Origin of the sequence: Nonomuraea sp. NPDC049607 (assembly GCF_040675375.1) — a bacterium.
GTDB lineage: Bacteria > Actinomycetota > Actinomycetes > Streptosporangiales > Streptosporangiaceae > Nonomuraea.
The window spans coordinates 745057-761243 of sequence record NZ_JBFAOV010000001.1 but is presented as its reverse complement, the minus strand read 5'-3'; the positions used below and the strand labels follow the sequence as shown (position 1 = coordinate 761243).

The following is a 16187-nucleotide window of genomic DNA, read 5'->3' as shown; positions in this document are numbered from 1 at the left end:
CCCGTGCATGGGCACGGCTGTCAGATGACACGCGCCGGGCGTACCAACTCTTTAACGCCGCCGGACGACCCTGGACTCGTCCCATACCGGCTCGGACGACTCGTAGACCATGCCGTCGGAGCCGAAGACCAGGAAACGGTCGAAGTCGGCGGCGAACCAGCGGTCGTGGGTGACCGCCATGACCGTGCCGTCGAACGCGTCGAGGCCCACCTGGAGCGCTTCGGCGCTGGCCAGGTCGAGGTTGTCGGTCGGCTCGTCGAGCAGGAGCAGCGTGGCGCCCGACAGCTCCAGCAGCAGGATCTGCAGCCGCGCCTGCTGGCCCCCGGACAGCGTGTCGAACCGCTGCTCGGCGATCAGCCCGGCCAGCTCGTAGCGGGCCAGCGTCTTCATGGCCTCGTTCTTGAGCCTGGCGTGCTCGTTCATCACGATCTCGACCGGCGTGCGGCCGAGCAGGTCGGGCCTGGAGTGGGTCTGGGCGAAGTGCCCTGCGACGACCCGGGCGCCGAGCCTGGCCACGCCGTCGTGCGTGACGGGCTCGCCGGCCAGCAGGCGCAGGAAGTGGGACTTGCCCGAGCCGTTGGAGCCGAGGACGGCGACGCGCTCGCCGTACCAGATCTCCAGGTCGAACGGGCGCATGAGGCCGGTCAGCTCAAGGCCCTCGCAGATGACCGCGCGCTTGCCGGTGCGGCCGCCGCGCAGCCGCATCTTGATGTTCTGGTCGCCGGGGGCCTGCTCGGGCGGGCCCGCCTCGACGAACCTGCGCAGCCGCGTCTGGGCCGCGTGGTAGGGGGCGGCCATGCCGTCGTTGTACCTGGCCTTGTTCTTCAACATGTTGACCAGGGCCTTGAGCTTGGCGTGCTCTTCGTCCCAGCGCCTGCGCAGCTCGTCGAGCCGCTCGTTGCGGGCCTTGCGGGCCTCGCCGTAGCCGGCGAAGCCGCCGCCGTGGATCCAGATGTTGCCGCCCTCGACCGTGATGATGCGGTCGGCGGCGTTGGCCAGGAGCTGGCGGTCGTGGCTGACCAGCAGGACGGTCTTGGACGTCTCGCGGAGCTGCTGCTCCAGCCACTCCTTGCCGGGCACGTCGAGGTAGTTGTCGGGCTCGTCGAGCAGCAGGGTCTGGTCGGGGCCGCGCAGCAGCGCCTCCAGGACGAGCCGCTTCTGCTCGCCGCCGGACAGGGTGGCCACGTCGCGGTACTTGACCCGGTCGTACGGGACGCCGAGGGCGGCGACCGTGCAGGTGTCCCAGAGCACCTCGATCTCGTAGCCGCCCGCGTCGGTGTAGTCGCTGATGGCCTGCGCGTAGCGCATCTGCGCCTTCTCGTCGTCGCGCTCCATCATGACCAGCTCGGCCGCGTCGAGCCGCTCGGCCGCCTGCCGCACGGCCGGCGGGGCCACGCCCAGCAGCAGGTCGCGGACGTTGCTGCCGTCGCGCACGCTGCCGATGAACTGGCGCATCACGCCCAGCCCGCCGGAGCTGGTCACGTTGCCCTCGACGGGTTCCAGATCGCCGGCGACCAGGCGCATGAGCGTGGTCTTGCCCGCGCCGTTGGGCCCGACGAGCGCCGCCTTGACACCGTCGCCGATCCGGAAGGAGACGTCGTTGAGCAAGGGCCGGCCGTCGGGCAGCACGTACGTCAGATGTCCTACTTCAACGTGGCCCATCCGGGCAGGCTACCGGCCGTTCTGCACCACCGGCACCCGATTTTCGTGCGGCGATACCGGAGGACTCTGGACAGCAAGTGATCTAATGACTAGAACTGTACGGGACCCCCAGCCCTAGGAACCGGTGATGACGCGATTCCGCTCCTCCCTCGCCCCCCTCGCCGTCGCGGTGCTCGGTCTGATCGCCGTGCCGCAGCAGGCGTGGGCCGCGCCGCCCACGCCCGTGCCGCCGTCGGTCGGCGCGACCCAGCAACAGCAGTCCGGCCCGGTCTCGGCCTGCGCGCCCACCGTGCGCGGCGCGTCCGTGGACGCCCGGCTGACCAGCCTGTTCACCTCGTACGGCAACGACAACAACCGCCTGGACGACTGGACGGGAGCCGACGGCACCTACTCGGTCAAACTGCCGAACGGCCGTGAGCTGTGGGTGTTCTCCGACACCTTCCTCGGCCGGGTCAACCCCGACGGCTCCCGGCCGCCGGTCGTCGAGGAGGGCGGCAGCACCGTCTTCCTGAACAACTCCTTCGCCGTCGAGCGGGACGGGCGGCTGTCCACGGTCCACGACGGCACGGCCGCCGAGCCCGAGGCCGTGATGCCGCCACGCGACGACAAGCACTGGTACTGGGCCGGGGACGCCACGCTGGCGGGTGGCCTGGTGGAGGTCACGTACCAGGAGTACGAGCGGTTCGGCTCCGGCGCGTGGGACTGGCGCTGGCACCGGAACGTGGTGGCCAGGTTCGCGCCCGGCCGGCTCGACCAGCCGATCAGCGTGCACGACCTGCCCTCGGGCCACGGCGTCTCCTGGGCCTCCGGCCTGCTGAAGGACGGCGGCTACACCTACGTGTACGGCGTCGAGGACCTCGGCTCGGCCAAGTACATGCACCTGGCCCGGGTCAGGGGCCAGAGCCTGCTGGGCACGTGGGAGTTCCGCACGGCCGACGGCTCGTGGTCGCCGGACGAGACCGACTCGGCCCGGATCATGGGCGGGGTGGCGAACGAGTACAGCGTCACCCGGGTCGGATCCGGATATGTCCTGATCACACATGACACGACCGAGGTGCTCAGCCCCAACATCGTGGCCTACTCCTCGTGCTCCCCCACCGGCCCCTTCACCGGCAAGCAGCACGTCTACACCACCCCCGAGACCAGCGGGAACGTCTTCACCTACAACGCCCACGCCCACCCCGACGTCGCCGGGAACGGCCTGGTGGTCTCCTACAACGTCAACAGCTTCGTCAACACCGACCACTACCGGGACGTGTCCATCTACCGGCCCAGGTTCCTGGACGTGACGTTCGAGTGAGGCGCAACTGGGCGGCGCGCCTGCGGCGGCTCACCCTCGACGGGCTGCGGGCGGTCACGCTGGAGAACGAGCGGCTGCGCGTGACCGTCGTGCCGGACAAGGGCGGCGACGTGGTGGAGTTCCTGCACAAGCCCACCGACACCGACTTCGTCTGGCTCTCCCCGCAGGGCCTGCGCGATCCGCGCGACCACCGTCACGGCGCGGCCGACGACGTCGCCCAGTTCGTCGACCACTACGAGGGCGGCTGGCAGGAGGTCTTCCCCAACGGCGGCGCGCCCAGCGAGTACCGGGGCGCGCGCCTGGCCCAGCACGGCGAGGTCGCCGGGTTGCCGTGGTCGTGCGAGGTGGTGGCCGACTCCGAGGAGGAGGTCGCGGTGCGGCTCGGCGTGCGCACGCGGCGGCTGCCGTACCGGGTGGAGAAGGTGTTCCGGCTCCGGGCGGGGACGGCCGCGCTGGAGGTCGAGGGCCGGGTGACCAACGAGTCGGACCTCGCGCTGCACGCGATGTGGGGGCAGCACATCGTCTTCGGCAGGCCGTTCCTGCGGGCGGGCGCGCGGATCCGGCTGCCCGAGGGGGTGCGGGTGATCCCGCACGCCGGCCCGATCGACCCGGCCGGGCGCCGGGTGCGTCCCGGCGGGCCGTGGCGGTGGCCGGTGGTGCCCGCCGACGGGGGCGGGGAGACGGATCTGAGCGTGGTGCCCGGGCGGGGCGGGCCGAGCGAAATCGTCTACCTCACAGGCTTCCCTCAGGGTTGGTACGAAATTTCGGGGGATATCGGTATGCGGGTGGAGTGGGATGCGGCGCTCCTCCCCTACCTGTGGATGTGGCAGGAGCTCGGCGCGTCCACCGGCTATCCCTGGTGGGGACGGGCCTACACACTGGGGCTCGAACCGTTCGCCGGCATGCCGACCGACGGCCTGGCCGCCGCCGTGGCCAACGGGAGCGCCCTGCCGCTCGGACCGCAGGAGACCAAGGTGTTGAGGTGGCGCGCGGAGGTGCTGGCGTGAGTGAGTTTTCCGGCAAGGTGGCGCTGGTCACCGGCGGCTCGATGGGCATTGGACGGGCGGTGGTCGACCGGCTGGCCGACGGCGGCGCGAACGTGGTGTTCTGCGGCGTGGACAAGGACGCGGTGCTCGACAGCGAGCACGTCACCGGTGTCGTCGCCGACGTGCGTCGGGCCGGCGACATGCGCGACCTGGTGGACCTGGCCGTGACCAGGTACGGCGGCCTCGACGTCGTCGTCACCTGCGCCGGCGTCCAGCGCTACGGCACGGTCGAGGACACCCCCGAGGAGGTGTGGGACGAGGTCATGGACGTCAACCTCAAGGGCGTCTACCTCACGTGCAAAGCCGCCGTGCCGAGGCTCAGGGAGCGCGGCGGCGGCTCGATCGTGGTCATGTCGTCGGTGCAGGCGTTCTCCTCGCAGGCGCAGGTGGCCGCCTACACCGCGAGCAAGGCCGCCCTGAACGGCCTGACCAGGGCCATGGCGCTCGACCACGCGTCCGACGGGATCAGGGTCAACGTGGTCTGCCCCGGCTCGGTGGACACCCCCATGCTGCGCTGGGCGGCCGACCTGTGGCGGGGCGGGCTGTCGCAGGAGGAGCAGGTCCAGCAGTGGGGCAAAGCCCATCCGCTGGGCCGCGTCGGCCGCCCCGAGGAGGTGGCCGAGCTGGTGGCGTTCCTGGCGGGGCCGCGCTCGTCGTTCATCACCGGCGCCGAGCACCGCGTGGACGGCGGTCTGCTGGCCCGAAACCCCGCGGCGCTCCCCGACTAGGTCGAGTAAGTCCCCAGTCGCCTCCCAATCCTGGCAATCGTTGCGTCAACGCGACGAAGTGCCAGGTGGTGAGCCTGGTAACCAGAGTCTCTGCGTGTAATCCGAGGGTGGGTCCCGAGCCCCCTCACGCACGTAGGTACGGGTTCCGAAACGCTCACCGATCTAGGAGAGACCTGTGAGGCTCACCAAGAAGGCCGCCGGCTTCGTCGCCGCCGCGGCCGCGCTGTTCACCGTGGTCGTCCCGGCCGCCGCGGCAGAGGCCAGCCCACGTTCCACGTGCTACGGCGGCCGCGTCTGCCTGTACGCCGGTTTCGACTACAACCGCGGCCAGAGCGACCACTGGCGCGACTTCACGGCCGACGACTCCGATCTGGCCGACAACAACTGGCTGAACTGGGACTTCAGCAACACCTGGCACAGCATGGACAACGAGACCAGCTCCGTCAGGAACCGCATCGGCTGCAGCGCCACCCTGTGGCAGCACGCCGACTACACCGGTGCCCACAGCACCTTCACCCACAACTCCAACGACGGTTACCTGTCGAACAACGCGATCGGCAACAACCGCACCAGCTCGATCGACATCTGGTGCCGCTGAGAAATAACGGGAGTGCCGGTTTCCGGGCTTGGCCGCCGGAAACCGGCTGTCGCGGCCTCCTCGCGGGCGCGCTGCTGCTGTCCGTCGCGGCCTGCGCCACCGCCGAGCCCGTACGCGAGCGGCCTCCGGCGGGCGTGACCTCGGTGTCGCAGCTCGTGTTGCCGTTCGACGCCTACAAGCCGACTCCCGAGCAACGGGCCGTCCTGGGCAATGCCCACAACCACCTGGTCGCGCAGTGCATGAGCCGCCGCGGCCTCACCGTCACCCCACCCGCCGAGGACGCCGCCGAGCTGGCGGTGGTCGATCCCGGCAACTCCCGCCGCTACGGCGTCGTGGACACCGCGGCCGCCCAGCGGTACGGCTACCACCTGGCCAGGCCACCGTCCCCGGACACCACGGCCTCCTGGGTCAACAAGCTGCCCAAGCGCACCCGCCACCGCCTGTACGGCACCGCGGCCGACCGCGGCTGCCTCGACCGGGCCTCCGCGGCGCTGGAGAGCGGCACCCGCAAGGCGGACTGGCCGTGGCTGGGCCTGCAGGACTCGCTCGCCCTGGAACAGGCCGCCAAGTACGGCGGCGTGACCGCGGCGAACAGGCGCTGGCAGTCGTGCATGACCCAGGCCGGACATCCCTACCCGGCGCCCGAGGCGGCCATCGCCGACTCCCGCTGGAACCTGGACAAGCCCGACGTGAGCGAGGAGGAGAAGCAGACGGCCGTGGCCGACACGACCTGCAAGTGGTCGTCGGGCCTGGTCGCCGCCTGGTTCAACGCCGACGCCGAGGTGCAGCGCGCGGTCATCCGGGACAACAAGGAACGCTTCGACGCGCTGGCCGCGAACCTGCGACAGCGGCTGGAGCGCGCCTCACGCCTGCTGTCCGAGGACGAAGGCCGCCAGGTCGGCTGACTGGGCGAGTCTGCTGGGCTCGTGCGCGTACATCATGTGGCCGGCCTCGTAGTACGTGAACTCCACGTTGGCGGCCAGCTCGGCGGGCACGGGCAGGTGGGCGAAGGCGTGCTCGGCCGCGTAGTAGGGCGTGGCGCCGTCGTGGTACCCGCAGGCCACGTGCACGCGCAGGTGCGGGTTGGTCCGCATGGCGGCGCCGAGCCGGTCGATCACGTTGACGTGCACGCCCTCGAACTCCTTGTACGACCACGGGTGCACCCGCGAGCTGAGGATCTCGTAGGGCAGGTCGTTGGCGTACTCCAGCTCGGTCCGCAGGTAGTGGTTGAGCGCGGCGCTGTAGGGGCCGGTGATGGCGTTCATGCTCGGGTCGGAGACGAAGTGCTCGCGCCCGCCGTCGGGGTCCCAGCCGGTGAAGCGGCCGTCGAGCCTGCCGACGGTCAGCCGGCGCTCGCGCAGCAGCTCGGTGAAGAAGCGGATGTGCTCGATGCGCAGGTCCACGCGGTCGACGTAGTCCTCGGAGAGGCCGGACAGCGCGGCGACCCTGGAGACGGCGGCGGCGCGCTCGTCGGCGGTGAGGCGGCTGCCGCGGGCCAGGGCCCACGGGTAGTCGCGGGCGGCGTACTCCTCGGCCTCGCGCAGCACGTCGGCCAGCGGGCGGTCGCCGTGCAGGCCGTGATAGTGCGCAATTGCGGCATAAGTCGGTAGATAGAGGGCGTAGGCCGTGTCGTTGCCCTCGTTGAACTCCACGGTCGCGTAGTCGAGCACCGAGGAGATCAGCATCACGCCGTTGAGGTACATGCCGTACCGCGACTGGAGGTGGTCGGCCAGGCCGGCCGCCCTGACCGTGCCGTACGACTCGCCGGCCAGGAACTTCGGCGACATCCACCGCGCGTTCCTGGTCGTCCAGAGCCGGATCACCTCGCCGACCGACTCCAGGTCGCCGCTGAACCCGTGGTACGGGCCGGCCTTCTCGCCCTCGGCCGCCCGCGAGTAGCCGGTGGACATCGGGTCGATGACGACCAGGTCGCTCACCTTGAGCAGGGTCTCGTCGTTGTCGGCCAACGCGTACGGGGGAGGCAGGAGCGCGCCCGCGTCCCCCATCACGACCCGGCGCGGGCCGAGGATGCCGAGGTGCAGCCACACGCTCGACGACCCGGGCCCGCCGTTGAAGGCGAACGTGACCGGTCTGGTCAGCGGGTCGGCGTCGTCGAGCGTGTAGGAGGTGAGGAACACCTCGGCCTTCGGGCGGTGGCCGTCGAACGTCCCGTCCGTGAACACCTCCTCGCGCACCACCATGGTTCCGGTGGTGGCGGTGTACCCCTGGCCGGTCGGCAGGGTGTGCCGGGTGGTGACGAGGTTGTCAGCGGGCGTCTTTGTCTGTACTTCGTCGGACATAGCGGCCAATTATGGGGCAACGTCCACGGAGATCGCGGGGTCGGCGAAACGTTCGTTCGGGACGGTGGCGTACCAGCCCGGCCGGCCCGGGTCGCGGTCGTAGGGGTAGCCGCCGGTCTCCCGGTAGAACTCGGCGTAGCGGGCCACACGATCGGGGTCGAGGCGCACCCCGAGCCCCGGGCCGGAGGGCACGGCGATGGCGCCGTCCGCGTACGGCAGCTTGCCGCCCTCGATCACGTCGTCGCGCAGCTGGTGGTAGTGGGCGTCGGCGGCGTAGGTGAGGTTCGGCAGCACCGCGCCGAGGTGCAGCATGGTCGCGAGCTGGATGCCCAGCTCACCCGAGGAGTGCACGGCCACCCCGACCTGGAACGTGTCGCACACCCCCGCCGCCTTCACGCACGGCCGCACCCCGCCCCAGAACGTCGTGTCCAGCAGCACCACGTCGGCGGCCCTGCGCAGCACGTTGGAGGCGAGCTGCTCGAAGTTGACGACCACCGTGTTGGTGGCGAGGGGCACCCTGACCTGCTCCCGAACGGCCCTGAGCCCTTCCAGCCCCCAGACGGGGTCCTCCAGGTAGTCGTTGTTCAGCCCCTCGATGGCCCGGCCGAAGCGCAGCCCCTCGGCCACCGACAGCACGGCGTTGGGGTCGTACCTGAGCCGGTCGGCGGGGAACGCCTCGGCCAGCGCCCGGTAGCACTCCAGCTCGTGGTCCGGCGGGAACACGCCGCCCTTGAGCTTGTGCACGGTGAACCCGTGCGCCTCCTTCAGGTGGGCGGCGTGCTCGACGAGCTGGCCGGGGGTGCGGATCTCCGGGTGGCCTTCGGCGGCGTACCGGAAGAACAGGTAGGAGGCGAACGGGACGGCGTCCCGCAGCCGCCCGCCCAGCAGGTCGTGGGCGGGCACGCCGAGGTGCTGCCCGACGAGGTCGAGGCAGGCGAACTCGACGGCGGCCAGGAGCTGGGTGCGGTTGTTGTAGAGCGAGGCGGTCGGGTTGGCGATCTTGAAGCGGAGCGCCTCCAGCTCGAAGGGGTTGTGCCCCTTCAGGTACGGGACGAGCGCGCGGAAGGCCGACTCGGCGCTCTCGCCGCCGCCGCCCATCTCCCCCAGGCCGACCAGCCCGTTGTCGGCCTCGACCTCGACGATCGTGCGGACGAACCGCCCCCAGTGGGCGCCGTTGCTGTGCCGCAGCGGCGCCTCCAGCGGGACGGCGACCGTCGTGGCCCGGATGTCAACGATCTTCACGCGCGCTTCCCTCCGACGACGGCGACCCCGCAGGCGGGCAGCCGGACCTCGACCGCGTCCCGTCCCGGCATCGTGACCGTCGCCGTCACCGGCTCGGCGGCCAGCGACTGCAGCCGGACCACTTGCTCCCCGTCCAGCCGGCCGATCGAGGTGATCAGCACGTCGGGGTGGTCCACCGAGGCGTAGGTCTCGGTGGCGCCGGGTTGGCCGGTGATCAGCGCGCCGACGAACGGCTCGGTCAGCCCCGAGGCCGCCGCCGCGCCCAGCCTGCTGCCCTTGACGCCGGCCGCCGACGTGACGGCGTACCGGAAGGTGGTCTCGCCCTGCTGCTGGGCCGGGAAATTGGTGTCCCAGATGTTGTTGAGCGCCCAGGAGTAGACCGTGCCGTCCTCCTGGTCGAGCGTGGGCGGGAACGGCGCGTACGGCATGTGGATGGTGCCGAGCTGCACCAGCGGCGCTTCCAGGGTGGCCCAGGCGACGGTCAGCTCGGGGTCCTCGAAGGCGATCCAGTGCCTGATCGGCAGCATGTATTCGGCCGACCCCGGGACGCGCGGCACGTCGGGGCCGCCGACGCCGCCGGTCAGCTCCCAGGCGGTGGCCGGGCCCGTGGCGAACGGGAAGGCCAGGAAGACCGCTTCCTTGGCCGGGGTGCCCTGCTTGGCGAGCTGGTAGGTCAGGTCGAGCCTCGGGACGCCCCGGTGCAGCTCGATCGTGGTGCGCAGCCAGTCGACGCCCTTGCCCTGGAGCTCGACGACCAGCCTCTCGCCGACCGCCGTGCGCTGGGCCTTGACGATCGTGGCGTGGCGGGCGACGGCCCGGTCGCCGAGGAGCGTCCTGTCGTGCGCCCCGACGTGTCCCGACAGGTGGTTGAAGTGCGGGGCGGTGGCGTAGCGGTCGTAGACGTACTGGCCGAAACCGGCGGCGGCGTCACCGTTGACCAGCTCGCGGCCGGCGGACTTGTCGAAGATCGAGCTGATGTGGCCCTCACGGACGTCGTAGGCGACCCGGTAGAACTCGTTCTCGATGACGCCGTCCAGGTCCGGCTCGACCGGCTCGGGGGCCTGGCTCCGGCCCCGCACGACGTCGAGCCGCGCGTAGCCGAAGCCGGGTACGTCGGCCACGACCGCGTGGACGTGCCGGCCGATCGGGCGGGTCGGCCAGTCGTCGGGATCGACGTACTCCTCGTGGTGCGGCACGGTCTGCCCGGTCCGGGAGTCGACCAGCGCGATCGGCACGTCCACGGCCACCACGTCACGCGGCAGGAACGCGCGGACCACGTCGGTCCGCGCCCGGGTGCCGGGGTTGAAGACGGCGAAGGCGGCCAGGGCCGCGCCTTCCGCGTCCGCGTCAGGCAGGGCGGCGCCTTCCGCGTCCGGGGTCGAGAGGGCGGCGGCGAAGCGGCGGGTGGCGGCATGCAGCAGGTCGGAGGCGTCGTCCTGGGCCTGGTAGGCGCCCGACGACTTGCGGGTCCACTGCAGGCCGCCGGAGTCGCCGGCCTCCTCGGCGTCCTCCCACGGGTTGGCCGCGCCCCAGGTGTGCTCGTTGAACAGGGCGACCTTGTCGTACGCCTCGTCGATCTGGTCCGTGGCGTCCGCGCCGGCGATCGTGTGCAGGGTCTCGGCGACGCGCAGGGCCGACTGCGCGCGGCGGACGTAGCCGAGCGGGCGGGCGCCCGAGCCGAGCCCGTCGGCCCACCAGTCGGTCCAGTCGCCCTCGTGCACGGCCAGGCGGTCGTGGTAGCGCTCCTCGACGTGCTCGAAGAAGTCGCTGTTGACCGCCGAGCGCAGGCGCGGCCAGGCCCACGTCTCGTTCCACTTGCGGGCGATCGAGGCGGGCACGATCGACGGCCCGGCGTTGTCGGCGTGCGCGCCCTGGACCCGCAGGTGCAGCACGTCCAGCTCGTACGGCTCGCGCGGCGCGTCCGGCCCCTGCCAGCCGAACGTGCCGGGCCCGTACGGGTAGCCCCGCGTGGCCAGCGCCGACAGGTAGCGCGGCAGCAGGTCGTCGGCCAGCTCGTAGGAGTCGGTCAGCCCGACCGTGTTGCCCTCCATGTACGCCATCCCGTGCGGCGTGTCGGTGAACCACACGAGCAGCTCGTTCCCGCTGGGCGCCCGCCACCGGAACGGCCTGGTCAGCTTGTCGCCCCCGTGCAGGTACGGCACCGACCGCCCGGCCCAGTTGTGCGCGGCGGCCAGGTAGCGCACGCCGGAGGCGTTGAGCGCGTCCACCAGGCCGACGACCGCGCCCGGCACGTCGGTGTGCATGGCCGACCTGGTGGCGAAGCCGTACCGGTCCTGGAGCTGCGCGGTGAAGCGGAGCTGGCGGTAGAGCTCCTCGGTCGAGCACGCCTCGGTGTGGAGCTGGAACGGCAGCGCGGTCACCTCGATCACGCCCGCCCTGGCCAGCGCGGCGAACGACTCGACCTGCCCGGCGGGCCGGGCGTCGAGCCATCTGAGCGCGGGCATCGACGACTCGACCGTCCAGCGGAACTTGGCGTCGTCCGGCCAGGAGGCGGTCTCCTCGGCCAGCCGCACGGCCGCGTCGAGGTAGTCGAGGTGGTGGCGGAGCACCGTGCCCTGCGGGTCGGTGTAGCCGATGTCCAGGTGCGAGTGGTGCACGACGAACACGCTCCACTTGCGCTGCGGGGTGACCGTGACCTGCGCGCTGCCGACCACGCCGGCGTCGTCGCGGCACTCCAGGGTGAGCGTGCGCGGCGCGTCCACCTCGGGCACCAGCAGCGTCACGTCCGTGCCCGAGGCGCTGTCGACGCCCACCAGCACGTGGGTCAGGGGTTGCGTGCTCGACACCCTGACCGCCTGGCGGCCGTCGTGCGTGAACAGCGGCAGCACCGCGACCCGCACCTCCAGCCCGCGCACACTGATCACCGGGGTCGAGGTGTCGTTGCGCAGCGCCTGCCTGATCCCGTCGTAGTCGGGGCTACCCAGGCTCCGCTGCAGCAACCGGCTCGTCATCTAAACACTCCCTAGGGACAGGCCCCGTGCGAAGAGGCGCTGGGTTGCCAGGAACAACACGACCGTCGGCAACGAGACCACCAGGCCCGCCGCCAGGCCGACGGGGACCGGCGTGCCGGCGTAGACGTCGGTCATCAGTCCGGCCAGTGCGGTCATGACCGGCCGGACGCTCTCGGTCTGCGTCAGCGTCAGGCCGAAGATGAGGTCGTTCCAGATGAAGGTGAACTCCAGGATGAACACCGCCGTCAGCGCGCTGAGCGAGATCGGCAGGTAGATGCGCCAGAAGACGCGCCACGTGGACGCGCCGTCCATGCGGGCCGCCTCGAAGATCGAGAACGCGACGCCCGTGTAGAAGTTGCGCAGCACGAACGCGGCCAGCGGCACGTTGACGGCGGTGTAGATGAGGATCATGCCGAGCCTGCTGTCGTACAGGCCGGCGTCGCTGTAGCCGACGAACAGCGGCACGAGCAGCATCTGCGACGGGAAGATCGTGCCGCCGAAGATCAGCAGGAACCACCAGAACCCGTGGCGCAGCCGCAGCACCACGATCGTGTAGCCGGCCAGCGCCCCGATCACCACGCCGAGCAGCGGCGAGACGACCGCGTAGAGGGCGGTGCTGCCCAGGCTGGCGGTCAGGTCGGCGCTGTCCAGGGCGCGGCCGAAGTTGTCCAGCAGCGCGAAGTCGCCGGACGGCACCCACGCGCTGCCCGGGTCGTACGAGGCCGCCGGCCTGGACGCGTTGACGAGGAGCAGGTAGGTCGGCCCGAGCCAGATCAGCCCGAGCACGATGAGCACGGTCCGCCGGATCATCGCACCTGCCTCCTCAGGTAGAGGTAGGAGGCCAGCCCGGTGACCACGGTGAGCATCACCGCGACGGCCGAGCCGTAGCCGTAGTCACTGGCCACGAACGTGTCGCGGTACATGGTCACCGCCAGCGTCTCGGAGTTGCGTCCCGGGCCGCCCTGCGTCAGCACCCACACGATGTCGAACGTCTTCAGGCTCGCCACCAGCGCCAGCCCGACCACGACCGCCGTCAGCGGGCGCATCAGCGGCCAGATCACGTGCCGGAACAGCCGCCAGCCGGAGGCGCCGTCCAGGCGGGCGGCCTCGATCGGCTCCTTGGGGATGGACTGGAGGCCGACGACGAACAGCAGCGTGTTCACGCCGAGCTGCTGCCAGGTCCACACCAGCAGCATGGCCAGCGTGTTGTGCGGCGCGACCTGGAGGAACGCGGTGTCCACGCCGAGCAGCCGGTTGGCGATGCCGTCATGGGACAGCACCGGGCTCCACACCATGGCCAGGCCCGCGCCGCTCAGCGCGTACGGCAGCATGAACGGCACCCGGTACCAGGCGCCCCCCTTGATGTCGTAGGACAGCACCGCGACCAGCAGGCCGAGCCCGACCGGGAGCACCATCGTGCCGGCCACCCAGATGAGGGTGTTGCGGGTCGAGGTGAGCAGCGCGGGGTCGTCCAGCAGCTTGACGAAGTTGCGCAGGCCGATCCACGCCGGGGACTCCAGGCCGTCGTACCGGGTGAGGCTCAGGTAGGCCGTCCACAGGAACGGTGCGTAGAGCAGCCCCGCGACCAGCACGGCCGCGGGCGCCACGTAGCCGTGCCTGAACCGGCCGAGCATCGGCGTCCGCGCGCTCATGGCCTCGCTCCGCGCGACGGCGTTCCCCCGCTCACTGGTGGGTGCTCCAGTACTCGTCGGCGGCCTTCTGGATGGTCTCCAGCACTTCCTTGTACGTCCCGGGCTCGGTGACGAACTTGCCGAAGCCGTCGAGCGCGGCGGTCAGCACCGGGGGCGGCGTGGCCTCGAAGTAGCGGTTGACCAGGCGGTACTTGCCGCCGCCCGCGTCCTTGGTGACCGTGCCGAGCGCCTCGTCGGCGATCTCGACCTTCGGGTTGGCGCTCACGTCGCCCCTGGTGGAGGCCCACTTCTTCTGGGCGTCGGCGGTGGTCCACCACTTGAGGTACTTCAGGTTGGAGTCGGGGTCGTCCCCCTTGGCGAGTGAGCACAGCGGCCCGCTCTCGAAGATCATCGAGGTCTTCGGCAGCGCGGGGTTGACGTTGGGGATGACGAAGAATCCGTAGTCGGTGCCGGACTTCAGGTCGCGCTGCGTCATGCTGGTGTTGAACCAGGTGCCGAAGGAGACCATCGCCGCCTTGCCGTTCTTCAGGACGTCCCCGGGGTCGGTCTTGTCACCCGGGTTCATGAAATATCCGGCGTCGATGAGCGACTTCCACTTCTCCATCACCTGGACCACCCCCGGGTCGGTGTACTTGGCCTGGCCCGTGGACAGGCGGTCGTACAGGTCGGGGTCGGAGCCGGCCATGAGCTGCTCGAACCAGACGAAGGAGAACAGCACGCTGGTGTGGTAGAAGGCCTTGACGCCGTTCTTCTTCAGGGTCTCGGCGCCCTGCACCAGCTCGTCCCAGGTCTGCGGGGGCTTCAGGCCGTACTTGTCGAAGATCTTCTTGTTGTAGAACATGCCCCAGTAGGCGACGTTCATCGGCACGCAGTACTGCTTGCCGCCGATCGTGTAGTAGGGCGCGAGGTCCTGCGACAGGTCTCCCGCTTTGATCGCCTCCTGCCAGACGGCCGTGGTGTCGGCCACCTGCTTCTGCTTGACGATCTCCTCCAGCATCCCCCCGGTCTGCCAGGTGAACAGGTCAGGCTTCACGTTCGTGCGGAAGGACGCCTTGATGAAGGCCTGGTACTGGGCGGAGTCGGTGTACCCCGTCGGCTTCATGCCCAGGCCGATCTGCTGCTTGGACAGGGCGCCCATCTCGTCGAAGTATTTCGTCCAGGCGCCCTTGTCGTTGTAGAGCGACAGTTCGGTCTTCTTCTTCGGCGCCTCGGCGCTGTTTCCGCCGCAGGCGGTCAGGACCAGCGCCGCCACGCCCAGCGTGGCCACACGTGACCGGAACATGGCCGGCCTCCTTGCTCTTTCGGGGGGACTTGCTCTATCTAGAGGGCAACCTCTGCTCGACGACGGTCCGCACGTCGACCAGATGGGCCCGCATGCGCGCCTGCGCCTCGGCGGCGTCGCGCGCTTCGATGGCCTCCAGGATGGCCAGGTGCTCCTCGTAGTCACGGCGCCGGTCGTCGAAGATCTGCAGGATCTCCCGCTGCTCCGCCCCGTGGACGGTGAGCAGCGAGTCGACCACCTCGTGCAGGACGCTGTTGCCCGCCATCCGCGCGGTCGCCCGGTGGAAGGACATGTTGGCCTCGTGCAGCTCGGCGTCCTCGCCGCGCAGGTGCCGGCCCGCCTGGTCGAGCACCTGCTTGAGCGCGGCCAGCTCCGCGCCCTCGGCCTGCTCGGCGGCCATGGCGGCCAGCGGCGGCTCGATCACGATCCGCGCGCCGAGCAGTTCGAGGAGCTGGGCGACGTGCATGTCGCGCATGTTGGGGTTGGGCAGCACGAGCCGCTCGATGTCGGCGCCGACGTAGATGCCCGAGCCGTGCCGCAGCTCGATGGCCCCGGTGGCCTCCAGCCTGCGCAGCGCTTCGCGCAACGTCGGGGTGGTGACGGCGAAACGCTGGGAGAGCTCCCTGGTGGAGGGCAGCCTGTCGCCCGGCCGGTGCCCCCCACTACGGATGAGCTCCAGCATGCGCTCGGTCAGAGCGTCGGAAAGCGTCGGCCGCGCAACCTCGGACATATCAAGTGATCTAATCACTTAATCCGACGCACGTCTATGCTGACCGGCGATTTCCCCGGCTCAGCGGTTGAGCAGGTCCTTCATCAGGTCGATCTGCGCCTTTCGGGACGCCTGGACCTGCGCCGCCCACTCCTTGACCGCCGGATCGGCCCCGGAGGCCACCTCGGTGTCCGCCATCTTGATCGCGGCGCCCTGGTGCGCGATCAGCAGGGTCATCAGGTCGTGCTCGAAGGACTTCGACTTCTTCAGCGCCCTGATCTGCCTGCGGTCGGTCTCCGGCATGCCGCCGTGGTGGTCGTGGGCGCCGGTGGCGGCGGTGAGCGGCTGCTCCCAGGCGTACAGCCAGCGCAGCATCATCTCGACCTCGTCCTGCTGCGTGCTGGCCACGGCGGCCACCAGGATGCGGAGCTGGTCGGTGGTGGCCCGTTCGCTGCCCAGCTTGGCGATCTCGATGCCCTGGCGGTGGTGCTGGACCATCATCTGCACGAACATCACGTCCTGGGCGTTCACCGGAGGTGCCTGGGCCCCGGCAGCCCCGCAGGCGGTGGCCAGCAGGAGGCCCAGGGCCGCCAGGACGAGCTTCAGGGCGCCGGATCGGGGGGTAGCGGCCACTCTGCGCGCCTTCCATTAAAAAGGAAACCTTCCTAAGAGTTAGACGATTTCCCCGGGGCGCGC

Annotated in this window: 14 protein-coding genes; 5 read left to right on the top strand and 9 right to left on the bottom strand. The window is 70.6% G+C overall.

All coding sequences use genetic code 11. The features are described from left to right. Positions 1–51: 51 nt before the first annotated feature. Positions 52–1662 (bottom strand): ATP-binding cassette domain-containing protein, encoded by a 1611-nt coding sequence (locus AB0J97_RS03730; protein ID WP_357702199.1) that lies wholly within the window; start codon positions 1660–1662, stop codon positions 52–54. Between the two features lie 127 nt (positions 1663–1789). Between AB0J97_RS03730 and AB0J97_RS03725 the strand changes: the two genes are divergently transcribed. The 5 genes from AB0J97_RS03725 (at position 1790) to AB0J97_RS03705 (ending at position 6239) form a co-directional block, all read left to right on the top strand. Then, positions 1790–2962, top strand: a complete 1173-nt coding sequence (locus AB0J97_RS03725) for a DUF4185 domain-containing protein (RefSeq protein ID WP_364084046.1) — start codon at positions 1790–1792, stop codon at positions 2960–2962. Beyond that, positions 2959–3969, top strand: coding sequence for a DUF4432 family protein (locus AB0J97_RS03720; protein ID WP_364084043.1), 1011 nt, complete (start codon positions 2959–2961; stop codon positions 3967–3969). Before AB0J97_RS03725 ends, AB0J97_RS03720 begins: the two co-directional genes overlap by 4 nt. Further along, the gene (locus tag AB0J97_RS03715) at positions 3966–4736 is read left to right on the top strand and encodes a glucose 1-dehydrogenase (RefSeq protein ID WP_364084040.1); all 771 of its coding nucleotides are present in this window, start codon (positions 3966–3968) and stop codon (positions 4734–4736) included. The genes AB0J97_RS03720 and AB0J97_RS03715 overlap by 4 nt, the downstream gene beginning before the upstream one ends. A gap of 175 nt (positions 4737–4911) precedes the next feature. Continuing rightward, positions 4912–5334, top strand: a complete 423-nt coding sequence (locus tag AB0J97_RS03710; protein ID WP_357702191.1) for a peptidase inhibitor family I36 protein — start codon at positions 4912–4914, stop codon at positions 5332–5334. After that, the gene (locus AB0J97_RS03705; RefSeq protein ID WP_357702189.1) at positions 5325–6239 is read left to right on the top strand and encodes a hypothetical protein; all 915 of its coding nucleotides are present in this window, start codon (positions 5325–5327) and stop codon (positions 6237–6239) included. The genes AB0J97_RS03710 and AB0J97_RS03705 overlap by 10 nt, the downstream gene beginning before the upstream one ends. Here the strand turns inward: AB0J97_RS03705 and AB0J97_RS03700 are convergent. The 8 genes from AB0J97_RS03700 to AB0J97_RS03665 are packed head-to-tail and all read right to left on the bottom strand — an operon-like array spanning position 6198 to position 16124. Then, the gene (locus AB0J97_RS03700) at positions 6198–7634 is read right to left on the bottom strand and encodes a peptidase S10 (RefSeq protein WP_364084035.1); all 1437 of its coding nucleotides are present in this window, start codon (positions 7632–7634) and stop codon (positions 6198–6200) included. The two genes, AB0J97_RS03705 and AB0J97_RS03700, sit on opposite strands and share 42 nt — an antisense overlap. A 9-nt stretch (positions 7635–7643) precedes the next feature. Then, positions 7644–8876, bottom strand: a complete 1233-nt coding sequence (locus AB0J97_RS03695) for an enolase C-terminal domain-like protein (RefSeq protein WP_357702185.1) — start codon at positions 8874–8876, stop codon at positions 7644–7646. Next, the gene (locus tag AB0J97_RS03690; protein WP_364084032.1) at positions 8873–11848 is read right to left on the bottom strand and encodes a glycoside hydrolase family 38 C-terminal domain-containing protein; all 2976 of its coding nucleotides are present in this window, start codon (positions 11846–11848) and stop codon (positions 8873–8875) included. Before AB0J97_RS03690 ends, AB0J97_RS03695 begins: the two co-directional genes overlap by 4 nt. Then, complete coding sequence (locus AB0J97_RS03685; RefSeq protein ID WP_364084029.1) at positions 11849–12658, bottom strand: carbohydrate ABC transporter permease; 810 nt, start codon at positions 12656–12658, stop codon at positions 11849–11851. Then, positions 12655–13500 (bottom strand): sugar ABC transporter permease, encoded by an 846-nt coding sequence (locus AB0J97_RS03680; protein ID WP_364084027.1) that lies wholly within the window; start codon positions 13498–13500, stop codon positions 12655–12657. Before AB0J97_RS03680 ends, AB0J97_RS03685 begins: the two co-directional genes overlap by 4 nt. Positions 13501–13531: 31 nt before the next feature. Further along, positions 13532–14782: an ABC transporter substrate-binding protein gene (locus AB0J97_RS03675; protein WP_364084024.1), complete on the bottom strand. Its 1251-nt coding sequence runs from the start codon at positions 14780–14782 to the stop codon at positions 13532–13534. 34 nt (positions 14783–14816) lie between these two features. Beyond that, positions 14817–15512 carry a FadR/GntR family transcriptional regulator gene (locus AB0J97_RS03670; protein WP_364084021.1) on the bottom strand — a complete coding sequence of 232 codons (696 nt, stop codon included), beginning with the start codon at positions 15510–15512 and terminating at the stop codon, positions 14817–14819. A gap of 60 nt (positions 15513–15572) precedes the next feature. Then, complete coding sequence (locus AB0J97_RS03665; RefSeq protein WP_364084018.1) at positions 15573–16124, bottom strand: DUF305 domain-containing protein; 552 nt, start codon at positions 16122–16124, stop codon at positions 15573–15575. Positions 16125–16187: the final 63 nt, after the last annotated feature.

Coding starts and splice junctions, on each gene's coding strand:
- AB0J97_RS03680 (WP_364084027.1), bottom strand. CDS start 13,500: ATGAGCGCGCGGACGCCGATGCTCGGCCGGTTCAGGCACGGCTACGTG.
- AB0J97_RS03670 (WP_364084021.1), bottom strand. CDS start 15,512: ATGTCCGAGGTTGCGCGGCCGACGCTTTCCGACGCTCTGACCGAGCGC.
- AB0J97_RS03725 (WP_364084046.1), top strand. CDS start 1,790: ATGACGCGATTCCGCTCCTCCCTCGCCCCCCTCGCCGTCGCGGTGCTC.
- AB0J97_RS03700 (WP_364084035.1), bottom strand. CDS start 7,634: ATGTCCGACGAAGTACAGACAAAGACGCCCGCTGACAACCTCGTCACC.
- AB0J97_RS03730 (WP_357702199.1), bottom strand. CDS start 1,662: ATGGGCCACGTTGAAGTAGGACATCTGACGTACGTGCTGCCCGACGGC.
- AB0J97_RS03690 (WP_364084032.1), bottom strand. CDS start 11,848: ATGACGAGCCGGTTGCTGCAGCGGAGCCTGGGTAGCCCCGACTACGAC.
- AB0J97_RS03675 (WP_364084024.1), bottom strand. CDS start 14,782: ATGTTCCGGTCACGTGTGGCCACGCTGGGCGTGGCGGCGCTGGTCCTG.
- AB0J97_RS03685 (WP_364084029.1), bottom strand. CDS start 12,658: ATGATCCGGCGGACCGTGCTCATCGTGCTCGGGCTGATCTGGCTCGGG.